This is a genomic window from Acinetobacter sp. ANC_7513 (assembly GCF_056779915.1).
The window spans coordinates 114,143-134,718 of sequence record NZ_JBWYIW010000008.1; the positions used below are offsets into that span (position 1 = coordinate 114,143).

General features: G+C 37.7%; 19 protein-coding genes and 1 tRNA gene. 9 read left to right on the plus strand and 11 right to left on the minus strand.

What is annotated here, in order from left to right:
• Positions 1-11 precede the first annotated feature (11 nt).
• A complete protein-coding gene (locus AC1M9B_RS10085) occupies positions 12-746 on the minus strand; it encodes a phosphoadenylyl-sulfate reductase (RefSeq protein ID WP_035269807.1) in 735 nt (244 codons plus the stop codon).
• A gap of 198 nt (positions 747-944) precedes the next feature.
• Here AC1M9B_RS10085 and thrH point away from each other — a divergent pair, with 198 nt between their 5' ends.
• Positions 945-1,562 carry a bifunctional phosphoserine phosphatase/homoserine phosphotransferase ThrH gene (gene thrH, locus AC1M9B_RS10090; protein ID WP_035269809.1) on the plus strand — a complete coding sequence of 206 codons (618 nt, stop codon included), beginning with the start codon at positions 945-947 and terminating at the stop codon, positions 1,560-1,562.
• Positions 1,563-1,613: 51 nt separating this feature from the next.
• Here the strand turns inward: thrH and AC1M9B_RS10095 are convergent, their stop codons facing one another.
• The 5 genes from AC1M9B_RS10095 to AC1M9B_RS10115 all read right to left on the minus strand — a co-directional run bounded on the left by AC1M9B_RS10095 (position 1,614) and on the right by AC1M9B_RS10115 (position 7,770).
• Positions 1,614-2,801, minus strand: coding sequence for an OmpP1/FadL family transporter (locus AC1M9B_RS10095; protein WP_481609020.1), 1,188 nt, complete (start codon positions 2,799-2,801; stop codon positions 1,614-1,616).
• 293 nt (positions 2,802-3,094) lie between these two features.
• Positions 3,095-4,468 carry an OmpP1/FadL family transporter gene (locus tag AC1M9B_RS10100; RefSeq protein WP_481609021.1) on the minus strand — a complete coding sequence of 458 codons (1,374 nt, stop codon included), beginning with the start codon at positions 4,466-4,468 and terminating at the stop codon, positions 3,095-3,097.
• Between the two features lie 338 nt (positions 4,469-4,806).
• Positions 4,807-6,057, minus strand: a complete 1,251-nt coding sequence (locus tag AC1M9B_RS10105; RefSeq protein WP_481587251.1) for an OmpP1/FadL family transporter — start codon at positions 6,055-6,057, stop codon at positions 4,807-4,809.
• A gap of 218 nt (positions 6,058-6,275) precedes the next feature.
• A tRNA-Arg gene (locus tag AC1M9B_RS10110) sits at positions 6,276-6,351 on the minus strand.
• A 69-nt stretch (positions 6,352-6,420) separates the two neighbouring features.
• Entirely contained in the window at positions 6,421-7,770 is a 1,350-nt protein-coding gene (locus tag AC1M9B_RS10115) for an amino acid permease (RefSeq protein WP_092767004.1), read from the minus strand.
• 322 nt (positions 7,771-8,092) lie between these two features.
• Here AC1M9B_RS10115 and prpF point away from each other — a divergent pair, with 322 nt between their 5' ends.
• The 3 genes from prpF (at position 8,093) to AC1M9B_RS10130 (ending at position 11,524) form a co-directional block, all read left to right on the plus strand.
• Positions 8,093-9,280, plus strand: a complete 1,188-nt coding sequence (prpF, locus tag AC1M9B_RS10120; RefSeq protein ID WP_481609022.1) for a 2-methylaconitate cis-trans isomerase PrpF — start codon at positions 8,093-8,095, stop codon at positions 9,278-9,280.
• Positions 9,281-9,514: 234 nt separating this feature from the next.
• Positions 9,515-10,477, plus strand: coding sequence for a GGDEF domain-containing protein (locus tag AC1M9B_RS10125; RefSeq protein ID WP_481607713.1), 963 nt, complete (start codon positions 9,515-9,517; stop codon positions 10,475-10,477).
• Between the two features lie 135 nt (positions 10,478-10,612).
• Positions 10,613-11,524, plus strand: a complete 912-nt coding sequence (locus tag AC1M9B_RS10130; protein ID WP_481609023.1) for a polyprenyl synthetase family protein — start codon at positions 10,613-10,615, stop codon at positions 11,522-11,524.
• A 37-nt stretch (positions 11,525-11,561) separates the two neighbouring features.
• Here AC1M9B_RS10130 and putP read toward each other — a convergent pair whose 3' ends face one another.
• The 5 genes from putP to AC1M9B_RS10155 form a co-directional block, all read right to left on the minus strand.
• A complete protein-coding gene (gene putP, locus AC1M9B_RS10135; protein WP_481596299.1) occupies positions 11,562-13,052 on the minus strand; it encodes a sodium/proline symporter PutP in 1,491 nt (496 codons plus the stop codon).
• A gap of 167 nt (positions 13,053-13,219) precedes the next feature.
• Positions 13,220-14,074: an SPFH domain-containing protein gene (locus tag AC1M9B_RS10140; RefSeq protein WP_035268029.1), complete on the minus strand. Its 855-nt coding sequence runs from the start codon at positions 14,072-14,074 to the stop codon at positions 13,220-13,222.
• A 24-nt stretch (positions 14,075-14,098) separates the two neighbouring features.
• Positions 14,099-14,572 (minus strand): NfeD family protein, encoded by a 474-nt coding sequence (locus AC1M9B_RS10145; RefSeq protein ID WP_481597685.1) that lies wholly within the window; start codon positions 14,570-14,572, stop codon positions 14,099-14,101.
• Between the two features lie 86 nt (positions 14,573-14,658).
• Positions 14,659-15,588, minus strand: a complete 930-nt coding sequence (locus AC1M9B_RS10150) for a patatin-like phospholipase family protein (protein WP_051586590.1) — start codon at positions 15,586-15,588, stop codon at positions 14,659-14,661.
• A gap of 74 nt (positions 15,589-15,662) precedes the next feature.
• Positions 15,663-16,280 carry a lysophospholipid acyltransferase family protein gene (locus AC1M9B_RS10155; protein WP_481609024.1) on the minus strand — a complete coding sequence of 206 codons (618 nt, stop codon included), beginning with the start codon at positions 16,278-16,280 and terminating at the stop codon, positions 15,663-15,665.
• A 137-nt stretch (positions 16,281-16,417) separates the two neighbouring features.
• Between AC1M9B_RS10155 and AC1M9B_RS10160 the strand changes: the two genes are divergently transcribed.
• From AC1M9B_RS10160 to AC1M9B_RS10180, 5 genes are all read left to right on the plus strand, one after another.
• Positions 16,418-17,704: an MFS transporter gene (locus AC1M9B_RS10160; RefSeq protein ID WP_481609025.1), complete on the plus strand. Its 1,287-nt coding sequence runs from the start codon at positions 16,418-16,420 to the stop codon at positions 17,702-17,704.
• A gap of 110 nt (positions 17,705-17,814) precedes the next feature.
• Positions 17,815-18,534, plus strand: a complete 720-nt coding sequence (locus AC1M9B_RS10165; protein WP_481609026.1) for an HAD family hydrolase — start codon at positions 17,815-17,817, stop codon at positions 18,532-18,534.
• A 140-nt stretch (positions 18,535-18,674) separates the two neighbouring features.
• The gene (locus AC1M9B_RS10170) at positions 18,675-19,583 is read left to right on the plus strand and encodes an AEC family transporter (RefSeq protein WP_481609027.1); all 909 of its coding nucleotides are present in this window, start codon (positions 18,675-18,677) and stop codon (positions 19,581-19,583) included.
• A gap of 125 nt (positions 19,584-19,708) precedes the next feature.
• Positions 19,709-20,221, plus strand: a complete 513-nt coding sequence (locus tag AC1M9B_RS10175) for a hypothetical protein (protein WP_481609028.1) — start codon at positions 19,709-19,711, stop codon at positions 20,219-20,221.
• Between the two features lie 112 nt (positions 20,222-20,333).
• Positions 20,334-20,552 (plus strand): hypothetical protein, encoded by a 219-nt coding sequence (locus AC1M9B_RS10180; protein WP_481596292.1) that lies wholly within the window; start codon positions 20,334-20,336, stop codon positions 20,550-20,552.
• The last annotated feature ends 24 nt before the right edge of the window (positions 20,553-20,576 follow it).

Here is a 20,576-nt window from a genome sequence, read left to right on the forward strand (position 1 = left end):
TGAGACAGTTTTTACTTTTTTAAATTACCTGAATGTAAACCACATTCTTTATGCGTTGCTTCTTCCCACCACCAACGACCTTCACGCTCGTGCTGATTTGGAAGTACTGGACGCGTGCATGGTTCACATCCAATTGAAATAAAACCTTTTTCATGCAATGGATTATATGGAATTTCCATCATGCGAATATAATTCCAAACGTCAGCACTCGTCCAATTCGCCAAAGGGTTGTATTTAATGAGTTGTTTACCTTCACCTGAAAAACCTAGATCAGCTTGAATGACTGGAATTTCAGTACGTGTACCCGGACTTTGATCTTTACGTTGACCCGTGATCCAACCATCAAGTGTTGCTAACTTTTTACGAAGAGGTTGAACCTTACGGATACCACAACACTCTTTATGATCATCTTGATAAAAGCTAAACAGTCCTTTTTCGTTGACCAGATTCTGAACAGCTTCAGCTTCCGGGAAACATATTTCAATGTTGATATTATAGTGTTTACGAACAGTCTCGATAAATTGATAAGTTTCTGAATGCAAGCGACCTGTATCTAGACTAAACACGCGAAAAGGTTTACCTAAATTTGCAGCCATATCAATCAATACAACATCTTCAGCACCTGAAAATGAAATGGCAATTTCACCTGTTTGATTTAAAGCTAAGGCTATAATTTCCGAAGGGGATTTATCTTCATACTCTGATGCAAGTGCATCAATTAAATCTATGCTTGGAATGGTAGTCATGAGAATCCTGGCGATATAGGCTTGGAAACAACAAGTCCTATATTAAAATATTTGATGTATATTTTAGTTGAATTCAGAGATTTATCTTATGAAATAAAAATAAATACTTATGAATAAAATAGATTTAAAAAATTACATCGATATTCAACAATCTTCGGCTATGATATTGCAAATTTTATTAATGCTGAGGGCAGTATCATGGAAATCGTTTGTCTAGATCTTGAAGGCGTTTTGGTTCCTGAAATTTGGATTAATTTTGCAAAAAAAACAGGAATTAAAGAGCTTGAAGCAACAACTCGAGATATTCCAGACTACGATGTGCTCATGACTCAGCGTTTAAATATTCTTAAACAGCATGGTTTAGGTTTAAATGACATTCAAGCTGTTATTGCAGATATGGGACCGTTTGAAGGCGCTAAGGAGTTTGTCGAGTGGGTACGTACTCATTTCCAACTCATCATTTTATCAGACACATTCTATGAATTTGCTCATCCATTGATGAAGCAGTTAGGTTGGCCTACGATTTTCTGTCACAAATTAGAAACTGACGAAAATGGTATGATTACAAATTATAAACTACGTCAACCTGATCAAAAACGTAAAGCAGTGCAAGCTTTACACGGTTTAAATTTCCGTGTAATTGCTGCTGGCGACTCGTACAACGATACTACGATGCTCGGTGAAGCAGATCAAGGTTTCTTATTTGATGCGCCGGATAATGTAATTGCAGAATTCCCACAATTTCCTGCGATTAATGGTTATGCTGCATTGAAAGAAGCGATCCGCAACGCTTCTGTACGTGATATTCCAGCCTAAGTTATTACTTTGAAAAAAGGACGCTTTAGCGTCCTTTTTTTATAACAATTGTTAGAATCGATACCCGATTTTCATGCCATAACCTAATGCATAATTGTTGCTGAATTCTCCAACATTTATGCCACCCGTTTGAGCAGTTGCATCGCCTAACCAGAAATATTTAACACCAGCTTGAATAAAGCTTTGCTGTGATGGGTTGAATTGACCACCTAAGCCTACACTCCAATAACCTTCAGTTGGACCTAAAGTGGTTACAGGGTTTCCAGCTCCAGAGTCATAGCCTACAGTTGTGGTTGCTGCCCATTGATCATTAAATTTATGTGCAACACCTAAGGTTGCAGAGTACTGATCATCAGAATACGAAATGAGGTCCTGTCCAACTAATCCAAGTAATTTAGGTGTAACCGTAAATTGATCCCAATGAACCCAACGCAGGTTAGCAAACGCCAAAGTGTTTGTTGCAATTCCAGACTGTAAATCAATATTTACAGATTGTGGAGTAACTGCTTCAGTTACTGCAGCGATCTTATCTAATCTATTAAACTCAGGCTTTTTTAATGCATCGGCGTAAAGTGGAAGGAGCGAGGTTTCATTCGACTGAGCTTTGTGTTTAATCTCAGAGCGATAAGTGATAGATGCTTTTAATGCAATTTTTGGAATTTGGTATGCAGTACCTGCAATCCAGCCGTAAGCTTCTTTTTGGTCTACATGGATGTTATAGCCATTTAAGACTTGGTATGCACTACCTTTTAAATTGATACCAGCTTCAACTGTTTGCCATACTGGACCAGCATAAAAATTCCAATTTTCAGTGGGTTGATAGCCAATGAGTACTGTTAAATTTTGTGTCTTAACTTCAACTGATGTACCACTTAAACTATTGCCAAATGATTGATTTTTAGCATCGTATAATGCATCTGCACCAAAAGGCTGATCGTAAATTAATCCTAAAGAAACTTGGTCAGTAATCTGTAGTTTAAGAGCAGTGTTTACAAAATAATAATCACTGCCCATATCGGTAATTTTTTCGCCTGTTAAATCCTGACCAGTGATTTTATTAATCACTGTGGAAGAACCTTTAACGGTGGGATCTAAAACAGAAATGCCAGCTTCTGCATAATTACCTGATTGGAGAAATGCTGAAATCGACTGACCTGAACGATCTAATCCTGCGGCGTAAATTGAAGTTAAAGGGAGCGTAGACAATAAGATTGAGTATGAAAGTACTTTAAATTTCATGATGTTCATCCATGAATGCCATATGGCGAAAAAATTGCATGAAAAATAACATAAATAAAAAAAGTGTAAATACTCGGAAGTGGTTGAAATATAATCAAATTTATATTACTTCATGATCAAATTATGAGGCTAAATAATTATGTCCATGTTTTTAAAAAGTATTATTGAGCAAAAAAGGAATTGTAGTTTGTGTCGTTTTTTTATTTTAAATGATGATATAACAAACAATTACTTTATACTTGTATAAAAATAAAAAAGACCACAATCATGTGGTCTTTTTTATTTACGAATGATTAGAATTTATAGCCGATTTTAAGACCGTAAGCTAAAGCGTCATTGTCTTCAAACTTGCCTGCTGCACTATGTGCACCTGTCTGAGCATCAGCATCACCTAACCAGAAGTATTTAACACCACCTGCAATAAACGTAGCTGGAGTAGGGCTATATTGAAGACCTAAACCTACGTTCCAATAACCTTCTGTTGGTCCAAGTGTCGTTACAGGATTGCCTGCACCGGAATCCCATCCAACTGAAACATTACCAGCCCATTGCTCGTTAAATTTACGACCTACACCTGTTGTTACAGACCATTGATCTTTAGAATAATCAACTAGGTTAAATCCATTAGGTTTGCCAGGGATAAGTCCGGCACTACCAAGTGCATCAGCCAATTGACCGAAATTATTAGGCTTAATTGAGAAACTAGACCAATCCACCCAACGTATGTTTGCAAATGCTACGGTGTTCGCCATAATGCCACTTTGTAGATCTAAGTTGACAGATTGTGGAGTAGTAACATTTGTAGATCCAGGTTTGAAGCCAGCACCTAAAGCACCGATTGCTCCTTGTAGGCTACCTGCTGTATATTGATCGATTTGTCCAAGTGCAGTCAAAGTTGTAATGAGGTTAATCAATTGAGGAGCATTTGCTGGATTTGCTAATGCGGTTGCAGCAGGAATACTTTCATTTACTTCAACGTCATGACTAATTTCAGATCTATATGTTAAAGAGGCTTTTAAAGCGATTTCAGGAATTTGATAAGCTGCACCGACTAACCAACCGAAGTCGCCGTCTTCTTTAATATCAGCATCGTATCCATTAAAGATACTATACGTCGATCCTCTTAATTTTACATTTCCTTTAACAGTTTGATAAACAGCTCCGCCATAGAAATTAAAATTTTCGTTAGGTTGGAAGCCGATAATAGCGGAAATATTTTGTGTATCTACTTCGACTGATGTGCCACCTGTTACACCAGTATTTAAACCTACACCTATAGGAGCACTTGCTGGCTTTTCACCAAGGTAAACTGGGAGTGCACCTAAAATGGTATCAGAACCTTGTGTGGTAAAATTATTGTTACCTTTATATGCTGCATCAGCACCGAAAGGCTGGTCATAAATCAAACCAAATGAAATTTTATCGGTCGCTTGAATTTTTAATGCTGCAGAAGGAAAGTAGTAATCACCAGCCATATCACCAGTGTAATTACCAGATAAGTCTTTACCAGAGACAGATGGATCTAAAATTGAGATGCCAGCTTCGAAGTAATTTCCTGGTTGAAGGAATGATGAAATAGATTGTCCAGAACGATCTAATGCAGCAGCAAAAGTGCCTGATGATGCTAAACCGAATAATACAGCAGCTGATAATTTTGTTAATTTCACTTGAATTTTCCCTGATCTTCTTCAATGAATTATTTTGTATTTTCCAATTGAATTGAGGATTAGTTATCTTAAACTGATCCTAAATCTTATGTTCACAAAATAACACATTAAGAATCAGAGTAAATACTCTAAGGAAATAAATTTATAATTGAATTTTAATTCTGATAAAAATAATAGGAATTTTATTTTTTATATAAATTATTGAATTTATGAGTTATTTAATTTTGAACGACACTATCTTATCGTTAATATTTAAATGAACTATACAGTCAGTCAATGGCATTCATGATTAAATAAAAAAAGAGCACAAAAGTGCTCTTTTGAAAAATAAATGGCATTTAGAAACGATAACCTATTTTTAGACCATATGCCCAAGCATTGTTATCTTCAAACTTACCCACTTCACGACCAACAGATCGGCCATCAGCATCTCCTAACCAAAAATATTTTACACCGCCACCGATAAAGGTTGCAGGAGTAGGGCTAAACTGAGCACTCAAACCTAGATTCCAGTAGCCTTCTGTTGGTCCAAGTGCGGTTACTGGATTCCCAGCTCCAGAATCCCAACCTGCGGATAATGCACCGCCCCATTTTTCATTAATCTTACGACCAACGCCAACCGTTGCAGACCATTGATCTTTATCATATTCAATAATATTTTGTCCTTGACCAGTAACAGCTTGTGTTAACAATCTAAATTTATCAATATCAATTTTTAGACCTCCCCATTCAACCCATCGAACATTTGCAAAAGCAACGGTGTTTGCCATGATGCCTGTTTGAAAGTCTAAATTAACTGATTGTGGAGTGCTGATTTTAGTATTCTGAGAAGGTGTATTTAATGCCCCACTCGAATCTAAATTTTTAAGATTAGTTAGTACTTGAGCTACTTGAGGTCCAACTATGCTCTCAACAATAAAACTAGGATAACCAAAATAACTTGAATAAGCGTTTATCAAACCATTGGCATCTTCCGTAGTTTCCAAACTATGGTCAATTTCAGATCTATATGTTAAGGATGCTTTTAACGCTATTTCAGGGATTTGATATGCAACACCAGCTAACCAACCATAACCTTCATCTCTTTTAAAATGAGCCTGATAATTCGCTAAACTAGATAAAGTTAAATTACCTCTCACATCCTGATATACACCACCGCCATAAATATTCAAATTTTCATTAGGTTGAAACCCAACAATAGCTGATATGTTATTTGAATTTACTTTAACCTCTGTTGAAGAGAGAGGAAGTGTACTATCTGGCAGTAATCCTGGAAGTAATCCATCTGTGTAATAGGCTGATGCTCCAAAGGGTTGATCATAGAGTAAGCCGAAAGAGAATTTTTCATTTAATTGCAGTTTTAATGCAGCACTTGGGAAGTAATAATCCTCAGCCATATCACTAATTGGACCCAATTGATTTTTTCCAGATACATCAGGGTCAATAATGGAGATACCTGCTTCAAAGTAGTTATTTGGTTGTAAAAATGCTCCTATCGATTGACCTGAGCGATCCATAGCGGCTGCATAAGCCCCAGAAATCGGTAATAAAGCAAATAATACAGATGCACTGATGGTTTTTAATTTCATGTTATCTATCCTTAGATAATTTGAATTTTTAATTTAATAGAATTTTTTTAGTTATTTCCTTAAGAGCTGATAAATAAACGATTTATGCTTAAATGTTTATTTTTTGCTCTACAAACAACATATCATAAAGGTAATGAGATGCAACAAAAATTTGACTGAAATGACATTATTTTTTTTATTTTGGGTCAATTTGTTGATAAGTGTATTAAACTCAAAAATGGTGCGCCCTGCGGGACTCGAACCCACGCCGGTCACTTAGGAGGCAACTGCTCTATCCAGTTAAGCTAAGGACGCATACTAATCTGATCAAAAAATTTTTGAAAAAAAGTTATTGCTTAGCAATAACTTTTTTAATGCGTCTTACTATTTTCGGTAAAGTAATTTAAATAATACCAACATCAGGATAATCCAGATCGGAATCATGATCACAGCACCGCTTAAGCCCTGAGTCCACATGATGTAAAGCACGACAATAATAAACCCAAGAACCAAATAGTTACTGGCTGGTGACCATAGAGCAGGAAATTTTGAAGTGGTATTTGACAGTTTCATCGCTTGTTTAAATTTCAAGTGAGTCAACGCAATCATCGCCCAGTTAAGTACTAGAGCACCAACAACAATATAAATTAAATTACTTAAAGCATCTTCAGGTGCAAAATAGTTTAATAAAACACATCCGAAAATTAACACCGCTGACAACAATACTGCTGGAACAGGTACACCTTGTTTATTGGTTTTTTCAAAAATTTTAGGGGCATTACCTTGTTTTGCTAAACCAAAAAGCATACGGCTATTCGCGTACATTCCACTGTTATATACCGATAGCGCAGCAGTCAAAATAATAAAGTTGAGCAGGTGAGCAGCCCAATCAATACCCAGTTGACTGAAGATCATTACGAATGGGCTTTTATCTAGACCACCAAGTTGCAGTTGATTCCATGGAACTAAAGAAAGAAGAATTGTAAGCGACCCAACATAGAAAATCAGAATACGGAAAACAACTTGATTAATTGCTTTAGGAATCGTTTTCTCTGGATTTTCAGCCTCAGCTGCCGCCATACCAATCAGTTCAATACCACCAAAGGCGAACATCAGGAATGCCAACATGAAGAATAAACCTTCGAATCCATGAGGGAAGAAACCACCGTGAGTCCAAAGATTACTGAATGATGCAGTAGAGTCAGATCCTGCTGTAAACAACAAGAATAGACCGAAGATAATCATCGACACGACAGCTGCTACTTTAATAATAGACAGCCAAAACTCTGATTCTCCATAAAATTTAACATTACAGAGGTTAACTAAGGTAATGATAATAAAGAAGAAAAGAACTGATGACCAAGCAGGAATGTGAGGCCACCAATAGTTAATATATTTTGCAACAGCTGTTAATTCGGTCATCGCGACCAAAATATAAAGAATCCAATAGTTCCAACCTGCTAGGAATCCAGGAAACTTACCCCAATATTTATTTGCAAAATGACTAAATGATCCTGCAACAGGTTCATGAACAATCATTTCGCCTAATTGGCGCATAATTAAAAAAGCGATTAAACCACCAATTGCATAACCCAAAATAATAGATGGGCCGGCAGATTGGATCACGTGTGCGGAACCTAAAAATAAGCCTGTACCAATTGCACCACCCATAGCGATTAATTGGATATGACGATTCTTTAAGCCACGCTGAAGTTGTGAAGACTTGTTATTCAAAGTATTCAGCCCGACGATTGAAATAAGTTACAAGATTGTAATAGATCAAATTGCATTAGCCTAGTACGTCAGCGTTCATGAATGTTTTTTATGATTTAAATAAAATAAAATTATTATAGAAAAATGATTTAATTATTTTTTAATCAATCATTTAATTTTATTAGAGTTTATTTTTGTTAGAGTGAATTAAATTTAATCTATCGTAATTGATGGAAATTCATACCATAGTGTTAAGTGCTCATGTTCACATAAAAAATCATTTATACTGTGTTGAACTAAAAATCACGATTGATAACAAATATTAAAAGAGAAGGAATGAGCTATGAGTTCAACACCACAAATTAAAATTCCAGCCACTTATATGCGTGGAGGAACGAGTAAAGGTGTTTTCTTTAACTTAAATGATTTACCCAAAGAAGCTCAAGTTCCAGGTAAAGCAAGAGATCAAATCTTATTACGTGTGATAGGAAGCCCTGATCCTTATGGCAAACAAATTGATGGAATGGGTGGTGCTTCATCTAGTACCAGTAAGACAGTCATTCTCTCTAAAAGCGCTCAATCTGATCATGATGTAGATTATCTTTTTGGACAGGTTGCAATTGATCGACCATTCGTCGATTGGAGTGGTAATTGTGGCAATCTTACGGCTGCTGTAGGCTCGTTTGCGATTTCAAATGGTCTCGTGAGTGCAGAAAAGATCCCAGAGAATGGAATTTGTACGGTAAAGATTTGGCAGGTCAATATTCAGAAAACGATTATTGCGCATGTCCCAATCACAAATGGTCAGGTTCAGGAAACAGGTGATTTCGAGCTTGATGGGGTAACATTTCCAGCTGCAGAGGTGCAAATAGAATTTTTAGATCCCGCAGATGATGGAGAGCATGGGGCTGCCATGTTTCCCACAGGAAATGTGGTTGATGAGCTGGAAGTCCCAGATATTGGTCGCTTTCAGGTGACGCTGATTAATGCGGGTATTCCAACTATTTTTATGTGTGCTTCAGACTTAGGGTATGAAGGAACTGAACTTCAGGATCATATCAATAATGATGTCGAGGCCTTGGTCAAGTTTGAAAAAATTCGTGCTTATGGTGCTGTAAAGATGGGTATTATTCAGCATATTGATGAAGCGGTTCAACGTCAGCATACACCTAAAATTGCATTTGTATCTGCGCCTAAAAATTACATCTCATCTAGCGGAAAAGCAGTACACGCTGATGAGATCGACTTGACGGTTCGTGCTTTATCTATGGGTAAACTACACCATGCCATGATGGGAACCGCAGCTGTAGCGATTGGAACCGCCGCTGCAATTCCTGGAACATTAGTCAATTTAGCCTCAGGTGGTGGTGAAAAAAAATCAGTCAGATTTGGGCATCCTTCTGGAACACTCAGAGTAGGCGCTGAAGCGGAGAAAATTAATGACCAATGGACGGTAAAAAAGGCCATTATGAGTCGCAGTGCTCGAGTACTCATGGAAGGATGGGTGCGAATTCCTGGCGATACGTTTTAAGATGAAAAAACCACTTTCGAGTGGTTTTTTTACGCGCTTAAAATATGTGATAAGTATACTAAATTAGTCTGAAAGCATTACTAACAGTACGATTCACTCATAAATAAATAAGACTATGACAATTTTGACATGTTATATTAAGGAAATAAGTCAACGTGATTATATTCACCGAATTCATAAAATTAAGTTGCTGAATAGCCTTCGCTCCACGAATAATTAAAATGAGAAAGACCAATGAAGAAGGATAATAATTTTGAGCAGGATACGCCCAAGATTGATCAAGAGTTTCTAAACCAAATTCATGCTACAAATAAATTAGATTTGGTATCCGTGATTGCCAAAATCCCTGTGCCTGTGGCGCTAGTTCAGCATGATGGTGTCTTTATTAGTGCAAATCAATTATTTGCTGATATCTATGAGAGTGATGCACTCTATTTACTCGGAAAGAAATTAGGTTTCGTATCAACAACTGTTTACCAATTATTTCAAGATGCGCTGCAATTGTTTCGACATGATTCACGCTTATACAAAATTGAAAATGAGTTCTATTCAAAAGGGCATTTTTTTCAAATTTATTTTAGTGCTTTAAGAGATAAATCATCCTCTTTGGATTGCGTGTTGATCGTATGTGCAGATATAACAAAATTGAAAAGACGTGAACGTGTCTTGATCCAAAATAATAAAAGGTTGTTTGAAGAGCTATATTTGGACCCTGTGACTGGGATGAACAATAAGCTGGCATTTGAACAGTTTTTAAAAGATCGCTTCCTTATTCAAGATCGGAAGAATTATTCTTTTATCAAGTTTGAAGTCGAAAATTTTAAAAAGTTTAATCAGCTCAATAGTTATACCATTGGCGATGAAATTTTGAGTCGTATTGGATCTCTGATTAAAGAGGAGTTGAATCAAGATTTAGCAGAAGTCTATCGTTTGAATTCTGCAAGTTTTATCTTGGTGATTCAAGAATCGACTCCTTGGAAAATTCTCACCATTGCTGAACGCCTAAAACAAACATTGGTCCGTGAAAAAATTTATTTCGATCCTCAAGAGGATGAGGTACTCACGTGTGCGATTGGGATTTTTCATCCTAATTGCCAGAAAATGTACTCAGAAAAGCAAATATTAGAAACCTTAGATCGTGCTGTTGACATTGCACATGTATTGGGTCGAAACTCGATTCATGTGTTAGATGAATAGTCACTCTTCATTTAAACTATCACTAAATAAAACAAATCAGCATTGTGTTTTGTAGCAATCACAATTGGTTGTAGAATAAGGACAATTTTATATATACCGACATGAAACGGTATAACTTGAGGTTCAAAGACGGCAGTGACAGTACATATCTCTGTGAATAGTGAAGTATTACAACGTGCTCAACAGCAAATCCAACAGGATTTGAAAATTGCCCTAGATGCATTTTTCATTCCAGAGCCATTGAAAAGTGCTGTAAATCATGCAGTCATGTTAGGTGGAAAAAGGGTTCGTCCAGCTTTAGCGTATGCAACAGCAGAATTAAGTGAAGATCATAAAAATTTTGCTGCTGTGCGACGTGCAGCAGTTGCAGTCGAGTTAATTCATTGCTATTCACTTGCTCATGATGACTTACCATGTATGGATAATGATTTGTTGCGTCGTGGTCAACCAACTTGCCATGTTGCATATGGTGAAGATACAGCACTACTTGCAGGAGATATCTTGCAGTCGATGGCATTTGAGGTTTTAGGAAGTCGCCTTTTTGATACACAAGTCACTGTAGATCCTTCTATTGTGTTGAAGCAAATGCAGATATTGGCGACATCATCTTCTAAGATGGTTTGTGGTCAAGTCCTAGATTTGCAAGCGGAAGGCAAGAAAATTGATCAGGAAGCATTGGAAAATATTCATCGTAATAAAACTGGTGCACTGATTCAGTCCGCAATCATGATGTCAGCAGTGACAGTGATGGACGGTGTAGATGCAGGAATACCGAAATTGCGTGAATTTGGTCAGGCATTAGGTTTAGCATTTCAAGTACAAGATGATATTTTAGATATAGTTTCGGATACTGAAACGCTTGGAAAGACCGCTGGAAAAGATGAACTTGTCGAAAAATCAACATACCCAGCTTTATTGGGCTTAGATGCTGCAAAAGAATATGCAAATAAGCTTCATCAGCAAGCGATTAGTGCTTTAGATTATTTTGGTGATTCGGCATCTGAACTTAAGCAGATTTCAGCTTTTTTACTTGCTCGAAAAAGTTAAAAAAAAAAAGAGGACTGAAAGTCCTCTTTTTCATTTGTTATTTTGTCGCTTTATATAATCGGTCTGCTTCGTCAAATCGGTCAGTAACATCTGAGGTCGGTTGCTTACCTAATAAACTCACAACAATGATTGCGATGAGGGAGCAAATAAAGCCAGGAATGATTTCATAGATTCCAGTATCAGCCCAAATATTTTTCCATACAATAACGGTCACTGCACCAATGATCATCCCCGCCAAAGCGCCATTTAATGTCATGCGTTTCCAGAATAAAGACAGAATAATGAGCGGGCCAAATGCTGCCCCAAAGCCTGCCCAAGCGTAGGCAACTAGACCAAGTACTTTAGATTCAGGGTTTGACGCTAAAACAATCGCAAGTAAAGCAATCAGTAGCACCATCAAGCGACCCACCCAAACCAGTTCTTTTTGAGAAGCAGTTTTACGGATGAAAGATTTATAAAAATCTTCGGTTAAAGTGCTTGAACAAACAAGAAGTTGACAACTCAATGTACTCATTACCGCAGCCAAAATGGCAGCTAATACAATGCCGGCGATCCATGGGTTAAATAGAACTTTCGTTAACTCCATAAATACAGTTTCAGGGTTAGCATTCACAATATTAGCGAACTGTGGATTTTGCTGAAAATAAGCAATACCGACATATCCAGCAGCCACTGCACCACCAAGGCACAGAATCATCCAAGTCATACCAATACGACGAGCATTAGGAATCGATTTAACTGAATCAGCAGCCATAAAACGTACAAGAATATGAGGTTGTCCGAAATAGCCTAAACCCCAAGCCAGTAATGAAATAATTGCGACGGTACTTAAGTTACCCATTAAACTGCTTGCTTCTGGTCGCGCTGCTTCAAGTGCTAGATTCACTTGAGATAAATCGGAAAAAGTCAGTAAAGCCACGATGGGGGTAAGCAATAAGGCAAAAATCATTAATCCCGCTTGGATGGTGTCTGTCCAAGAAACAGCTAAGAAACCACCAATAAAAACGTAACTGATCGTTGCAATTGCACTAATCCAAAGGGCAGTGCTGTAAGAAAGATCAAACATACTTTCAAATAATCGAGCGCCTGCCACCATGCCTGAAGCACAATAAATGGCAAAGAAGATTAAAATGACAAATGCAGAAACGATTCGTAGAATTTTTTTCTGATCATTAAAACGATTGGAAAAGTAATCTGGGAGTGTAAGGGCATTGTGTTGAACTTCAGTATGAACTCTGAGACGTCCTGCCACTAACAGCCAGTTGAGCCATGCACCAATAATTAAACCAATTGCAATCCACATTTCTGATAGACCAGAAAGATAAATAGCACCTGGCAAACCCATAAGTAACCAGCCACTCATGTCAGAAGCACCAGCTGAAAGGGCTGTTACAAAACTTCCCAAGCGTCGTCCACCCAAAATATAATCTGAAAAGTTCGTGGTCGCTCGATACGCGATTAAACCAATCACGACCATGGCGACAATATAGAACAAGAAAGTGATTAAGGTGGGATCAAAGGTGCTCATACAATTTCCATGATGCAGTTAGACGATAGATTGTTTTCATGCAATCTTTCAGGATGCGAAATTTAACCATAAATTTAAAATAAATGCTGAAGTATTGAATCTTGAGTCATATCAATAACAAAGGCAGCCGAAGCTGCCTTTTAAATTTTGAAGAGTGTTTGAGCGATTTAAGGATTATTACGACCCATTACCCCACGAATCGTATTCATAATGTCAGCAGGCAATACCACAGTTTTAGCATTATTAGATTTAGCCATATCCTGCATTGCTTTTACATATTGTTCACCAAGTAGATAAGCGACAGGGATCTCTTTGTCGCCTACGGCATTGGTAACCATATTAATGGCTTTTTCTGAAGCTTCAGCGAGTACAACTTGAGCCTCAGCATCGCGACGTGATGCTTCAAGACGACCTTCAGCTTCAAGAATCGCAGCTTGTTTTTCACCATCAGCACGTGTCACTGTCGCACGACGCTGACGTTCAGCTGCGGCTTGGGCTTCCATTGCGGATTGCATTGTACCTGATGGTTGAATATCTTGGATTTCAACCGTTTTAAGCGTAATTCCCCAATCTGAAATATCATCAGAAATTGCTGCTTTTAGCTTCGCTTTAATGTGATCACGTGAAGATAAAGCATCATCCAAGTCCATTTCACCGACGATTGAACGTAAAGAAGTTTGGACAAGGTTTTGGATTGCCCAAGTATAGTTTTCGATACCGTAGACTGCTTTTTCTGGTGTAGTAATGTTGATATAGGCAACAGCGTTCATTAAAAGAACTGCGTTATCTCTTGTAATCACTTCCTGAGATGGAATATCGAGAACGATATCTTTTGTCGTGACTTTATATGCGACTTCATCAACATAAGGAATCACAAAGTTTAGACCTGGACTTAAGGTTGTATGGTATTTACCCAGACGTTGTACGATCCATTTATAGCCTTGAGGAACAATACGAACCCCTTTAAAAATAGTGATCCCGACGAATGCCAAAAATGCGATGGCAATAATTGAACCAGACATTTCTACTCCTTTAAGAATTATTGTTTATAACGGTGAGTTGAGGTTATTGTGCGCTTGAACGACCAGCTCATTACCTAAAATATCTGTAACTCTGACACGATCACCGACCTGAACAGGGCTCAGTGTTCTGCAATTCCATTCGTCAGAGCCGAGAACTGGAAGCTGAAAACGAACTTTGACCAATTCAGGTTCATGACCAATTTGAATCACCATCCCAACTTGTCCGATTGTCGATTCACGTGAGAGCCCCGCTTTAGTCTTATCAACGGAAAGTGGTTTAATAAATTTAAACCAAATCACCGTACATGAAATCGATAGGACAACCCATAAAATAATTTGAGCTGGAAGCCCCATAGAAGGAAATAGCCACACCAGTATGCTAATAATGACTGCAGCTATACCAAACCACAGTGCAGCAAAGGCCGGTAAAATGAGCTCAGACAGGATGAGCAAAATACCTAATACAAACCAATGCCAAGGTTCAATCAATAAGTCCATACATCTACTCTAATCGTTATCTTGTTATAGACGAAAACATCTATATCAAGATATCAGACTAGGGCAGAGAAGCCTATAAAAAATGCTTAAAAGCGAGCTGTTGGTGCAGGTTTGAAAGCAGCAGGAGATTTTTTGAAATTGGCAATTGCGGTATCTATTGATTTAATTTTCAATTGCGCTGCTTTCTCACCTTCAAGTATTGCCTCATTGCTGGCTTTCAAATCCAAAGTTCCTAAATGGCCAACTTTTGGCTGAATCACGACTGTAGCTGCATTGAGTTCAGTATTGATACTTTGTTGACCCATAATATTAATCGTTTGATCCAACAGTCCCCACATGCTCATCGGCTTATTGCCTGCAGGGCGTGCAGAAATATCAACTGCTATCACAATATCTGCACCCATATTTTTGGCAGTTTGAACTGGAATTGGACTCACGAGTCCACCATCAACATATTTGGTTTTGCCAATCGTTGTTGGAACAAAGACGTTAGGGATACTACATGACGCTCTTACGGCTTGACCTGTATTACCTTTGACGAAATCAGCGCGTTTACCATTATCTAAACGTGTGGCAACTGCAGCAAATCGAATCGGGAATTGTTCAATCGGTTTGTTCCCAACCTGTCGATTGACATAATCTTGGAGCTTTTGACCGAGGACCACACCCTGTCGATTTAAAGTTAAATCACGAATATCGGACTCTTTCAGTTGAAGTGCAATTTGCTGTAGTTGATAGGGAGATTTGCCTGAAGCATAAATACTACCGACAAAACTTCCAGCACTTGTACCCGTAACAATTTTGGGTTTTATACCATGAGATTCTAAAACCTTTAATACACCAATATGCGCAAAACCTTTTGCACCACCACCGCCTAGAGCAATCGCGATCACTGGCTCGCGTGCTTGAATTTGAGTGGATTGTGTAGGATTTTTTACAGTAGAGTTACAGCCTGATAGTGCCAATAAACTCAGGCCAATGAAGCTGATTTTGGGAAGATTGAGGAGCAATGACATAGACATTAATCTGCTAAAAAGTGTCAAAATTTTAGGCATATCTCAACAGATTGCTGTCTATTTTTCTAGCATTTTTACAAAAGTTCTTTAAAGGGTAATGCTAAACGACTCATATTTTTAGGAGAAATTTTTCCACGATAATATTCTAATATTTTATGCAGATCAGATTCATAGTCTCCCGTCATTTCGAGGCTTCCTAAACATCGAATGACTTTATGATCATAATCAAATGCAAACATTACCACTGGTATATTTGCACCTAAGGCAATGTGATAAAAACCGCTGCGAATGTTTTTAGCACTTTTTCGTGTACCTTCAGGTGCCATTGCCACCCAAATTTTCTCTCGTTCATGAATAGCTTGAACAATTTGTTGAGTCAAGCCTTGGGGGGTATCACGTTTTACCGGAATCACCCCGATCCATTTGAGTAAATGTTTGAGTGGAGATTTGAACAGACTATCTTTTCCAAAGATTGTGACTTCAATGCCAATGCCAAGCATCGCGAGAAAGGCATACAGTCCATCATAATTTGATGTATGCGGGGACACAATTGCGACAGCTTTGGGAAAATTTGGAAATTCTCCTTCAAAAGACCAGCCTTGTCGAAGATAAAGCTGTTTGAACGCTGCTCGACTCAACTTTGAACCGCGTTGAGGAACTTGTGATGGTAATTTTGGAAATCTATTGTTCATTGTGCGTTGTATAAATGCTTTTTAAACTTATTATAAAGACCTTGTGTATGAGATACATTGGCAGAATAAGAATCAAGTGACAAGGACATCTCAATACCAATTGATTAAGAAGACATCAGTTGCAGGACACCTCTTTCATGTCACCAAATACCAAAATGTATGTTCTTTTATTTTCACTCTATTGGGCGCAAGGATTGCCAGTAGGATTTATGACACATGCTTTGCCCGTGATTCTGCGTGCTGAAGGTGTTTCCTTAACGCATATTGGTGGATTTGGATTGCTGATGGCTCCGTGGGCACTCAAAGTTTTATGGGCTCCATTGGTTGATCGCCATCATTTGTTCAATCAAGGGCATTACCGCAGTTGGATTATACCCACTCAGTTACTCACAATGATTACGCTGATAATCTTATCGTTTATCCCCATTCAATCACTGAACCAACCTCAATATCTCTTTGGATTTTTCGTGGCATTATTGATGATGAATAGTATCGGAGCGACTCAAGATATAGCAACTGATGGCTTAGCTGTGAATATTCTAAAAGGCGAACAACAGCATCTAGGCAATATGTTCCAAGTGATTGGTTCAAGATTGGGCTTTATTGTGGGAGGCGGTGCGATATTGTGGGTATTAGATGCATTGACTTGGCAAACCACTTTTTTATGCTTGGCTGTTTTGGTGGCATTTAATACGCTACCCGTATTATTGTATCGTGAGCCTCAACATGCTTCACAAAGTATCAATAATCATCAAGATGATGATTCATCATCTAAAACTCAAAGTTTCGTGAAAGCTTTAAGTCATTACTTAAAATATTTTTTTCAAAATCGAGAACTCAGACTTTGGTTTTTTGTATTGTGTAGCATTAAAGTGACGGATGGTTTGTCTGGACCTATTCTTAAACCATTGTTGGTCGATTTAGGACTATCTAAGACGCAAATTGGTGTCAATGTGACCATGCTTGGAGCATTTGCTGCTTTGATTGGAGCAGGTATTGCAGGTTGGCTACTTAGGTTTTATTCGCGTCAAAGTGCTTTAATTACTTTTTCACTGCTTAAATTATTGAGTCTCATTGGATTTGCATGGTTATCGCATTATGAGGCGCGACCTTCTGAATTGAACGTCGTGTGGATCTATATCATCAATGCTTTAGAAGATATGTTCGCTGCGATGTTATTGGTGATTATTCTAACCTTGGTGATGCAATACAGTCGGAAAGAATTTGCAGGAACAGATTTTACTTTCCAAGTCGCATTGATGGCTTCCATTGCGGGAGCACTGTATACCTTGAGTGGCATATTAGGCGATTGGCTTGGTTATACCTCATATCTCATTTTGATCTGTATATTAGGATTATTTTTGTTCATACCAATTTTAGTATGGAGTCGGTATACAGTTCAAAACAAACATCAATGGAATTAGTCTGTAATCTATCTTTTATTCATTTTCATGCTTAGGATGAAATAAAAAGGAATAATCGAGATTGCGGAGAGTTGATAGCATGGGCAAATGAATACACTCTTCTAAGCACTATGAAAATTCAAGCTGTTATTTTTGATTTGGACAATACACTGACACACCGAGATTTAAGTGTTCAAACTTTTAGTCGGGCATTATTTAATACTTATAAACAGCAAATCGATCAATCTGCCTCGTCTGCGCAAGCTGAGATTCTCGAAACGATTCGATATATTGATCATGGTGGCTATCCCATCCGAGAAAGAATGACTGCACCTACCATTGGTGGTTCCGTCGCTCATGCATTACTCAATCAGTTGAAATGGAAAAAAGCACCAGAATTAGATGAATTAAGTGACTATTGGTTTAATCAATTTGGACTAAACGCAGTCATGATGCCAAATGCTATTCAGACGCTTGATCAGCTTAGAAGCGAGGGATTTAAGTTGGCAATCATTTCGAATGGAGGACATTTCACTCGACACAAAATTATCGAAGGTTTAGGAATCGCGCATTATTTTGATGTAATCATGAGTTCTGAGAAGGCAGGTGTGTCAAAGCCTCAAGCAGAAATATTTCATATGACTTGTCAACAATTAGGAATTGCATCTGACCATTGTCTTTATGTTGGTGATCATCCATTGAATGATTATTGGGGTGCTACTCAGGCTGGATTAGATGGACTATATTTGGCGGGGTTTCACCAATCCTTAGCTGAACATCAACCGCCCTTAAATAAAACAATTCAGACTTTGCCTGAAATTTTAGCGTATATAAAACAAGTCAATGCATGATGTAAATGATGAATTTTTGAGACGATCAGCTTGAGGCAGTGTAATATAAAATGATCAGTTCAAAATGCATGCAATAAACCACTGTGGTTGATTGAGCGTATTAGGGCTGAGCGATCTGCACTCGATTAGGCTCATCATTTATGTACAGCATTGTTTTATCCTTAGTGCCGCTGATAGGGCTCATATTAATTGGATATTTTCTTAAACAGAAATCGTATTTAACAGACGAGTTTTGGGCGGGTGCAGAGAAACTTAACTATTTTGTTTTTTTCCCTGCCATGCTCTTTGGCAATCTGGCTCAAGCTGATATTCATATGGAGATGGTAAGTAAAATTTTAGTCATTTTACTCGTGGTCTTTCCAATTGCTTGTGCAGTTTTATATATTCTAAAAAGAATTTTTCAGACCCCAACACGAAGATTTGGAGTCTATGTTCAAAGCAATGTACGTTTTAATACCTATATTGGTTTAGCAGTAGTTGCTTCGCTTTTTCCAGCAGAAGGCATGACAATTTTTGCATTGCTGTTGGCGATCAGTATTCCTGTTGTGAATATCATCTCGGTATTGGCACTGACCGATCATGAAAATATGAATTTTCGAGCAGTGATTATATCGCTACTCGAAAATCCTTTAATTTTAGGTTGCCTGGTTGGGGTGCTCTACAATGTATCCGGGCTGCCATTATGGAAAGGTGCAGAGTCATTAATTTACCAACTTGCGATATGTAGCTTACCTATGGGACTAATGTGTGTCGGTGCTGCATTGCAATTTGTGGCTCTTAAAAAAGAATCATTACCTCTAATGATCAACACGCTATCGCGTTTATGTTTAATGCCGATTTTGGCTTGGCTGGTCTGTAAAATGCTGGGCTTCAATGCTTTAGAGACGCAAATCTTTATTTTATATTTTGCATTACCAACGGCTTCAGCTGCTTATATTCTGACAAAAGTATTGGGTGGTGACAGTCAATTAATGGCTGGCATAATTAGTCTGCAAATTATCGGTGCTGCAATCACACTACCCATCGTTTTGACTTTAATATTGCATTAAAACTCAGAAGTATAATTCCAAATATTTAGAATCATTTGAAAGCTTATCGATTCAATTTGAATTAGATTATGTATTTGTGTTGAATTATGAGAAAATGCAAGATTAAGTTGAATTGAAGTACTCCCATGACACACCACAATGCTGAATCTTTAAGTGATATCGAAATTTTAGATATTTTACAGTCTATGAAATCTGACGAACTTAATGTTGAGGCGAATAAACTGATTCGTAGTGGTGGTAAAGAGGGGCGTCAGGAAGCACATAAAAAAGCCTTGGTTGCATTACATCAATCTTTTGAAGAAAAGTTTGTTGAAGCAGTGACACTTGCTTTAGGTTTAAATGAAGCACAAGCAAAAAAAATTAAATATAAAAAAGACAGAATTCGTATTCTTAAAGCGCGTGGTATTGATTATCTTGAGATTGATGGTGCTGAAACAGCACAAGTTTTATCGCAGGTTGCACAGGCGATTACACGCGAAGAAGCAATCGTAACGCGTGATCTACACAATATTTTTCCGTTTTGGAAAGAAGGCTGGCCAATGGTTCAGTTAGATAATGCGTATGCTATTTTAGCTGAAGACATCAACATTCATTATCAAGCAACTTTAGATAAACTTTTAGAAATCTATGGTCGTTAATACCTTATTATTCAAATTAAACAAAAAATTGAAAACTTAGTTCAGTGAATCAACTGACTGAAAACCGATTTAAGTAACAGACTTAAATCGGTTTTTTCTTTTACCATCAACCATGGTGTTGTTCTACTCGGACATTGCACTGGGATACTTTTTTAATCTGCCCGCTGTATTAGGATTCTTTATCGGAATTGCTGCAGATACTATGACCCCCTATGACAGTTATACAACCATACTTATTGCTTTGTATTCAGTTTTGCTTTGTCTTGGTGCTGACTTTTCAAGTGCTATTGCTCATGATGATCATGGTGTATTTTGGATTAGTAAATATTAAGACCTTCTAAAATAGACCTTAAAA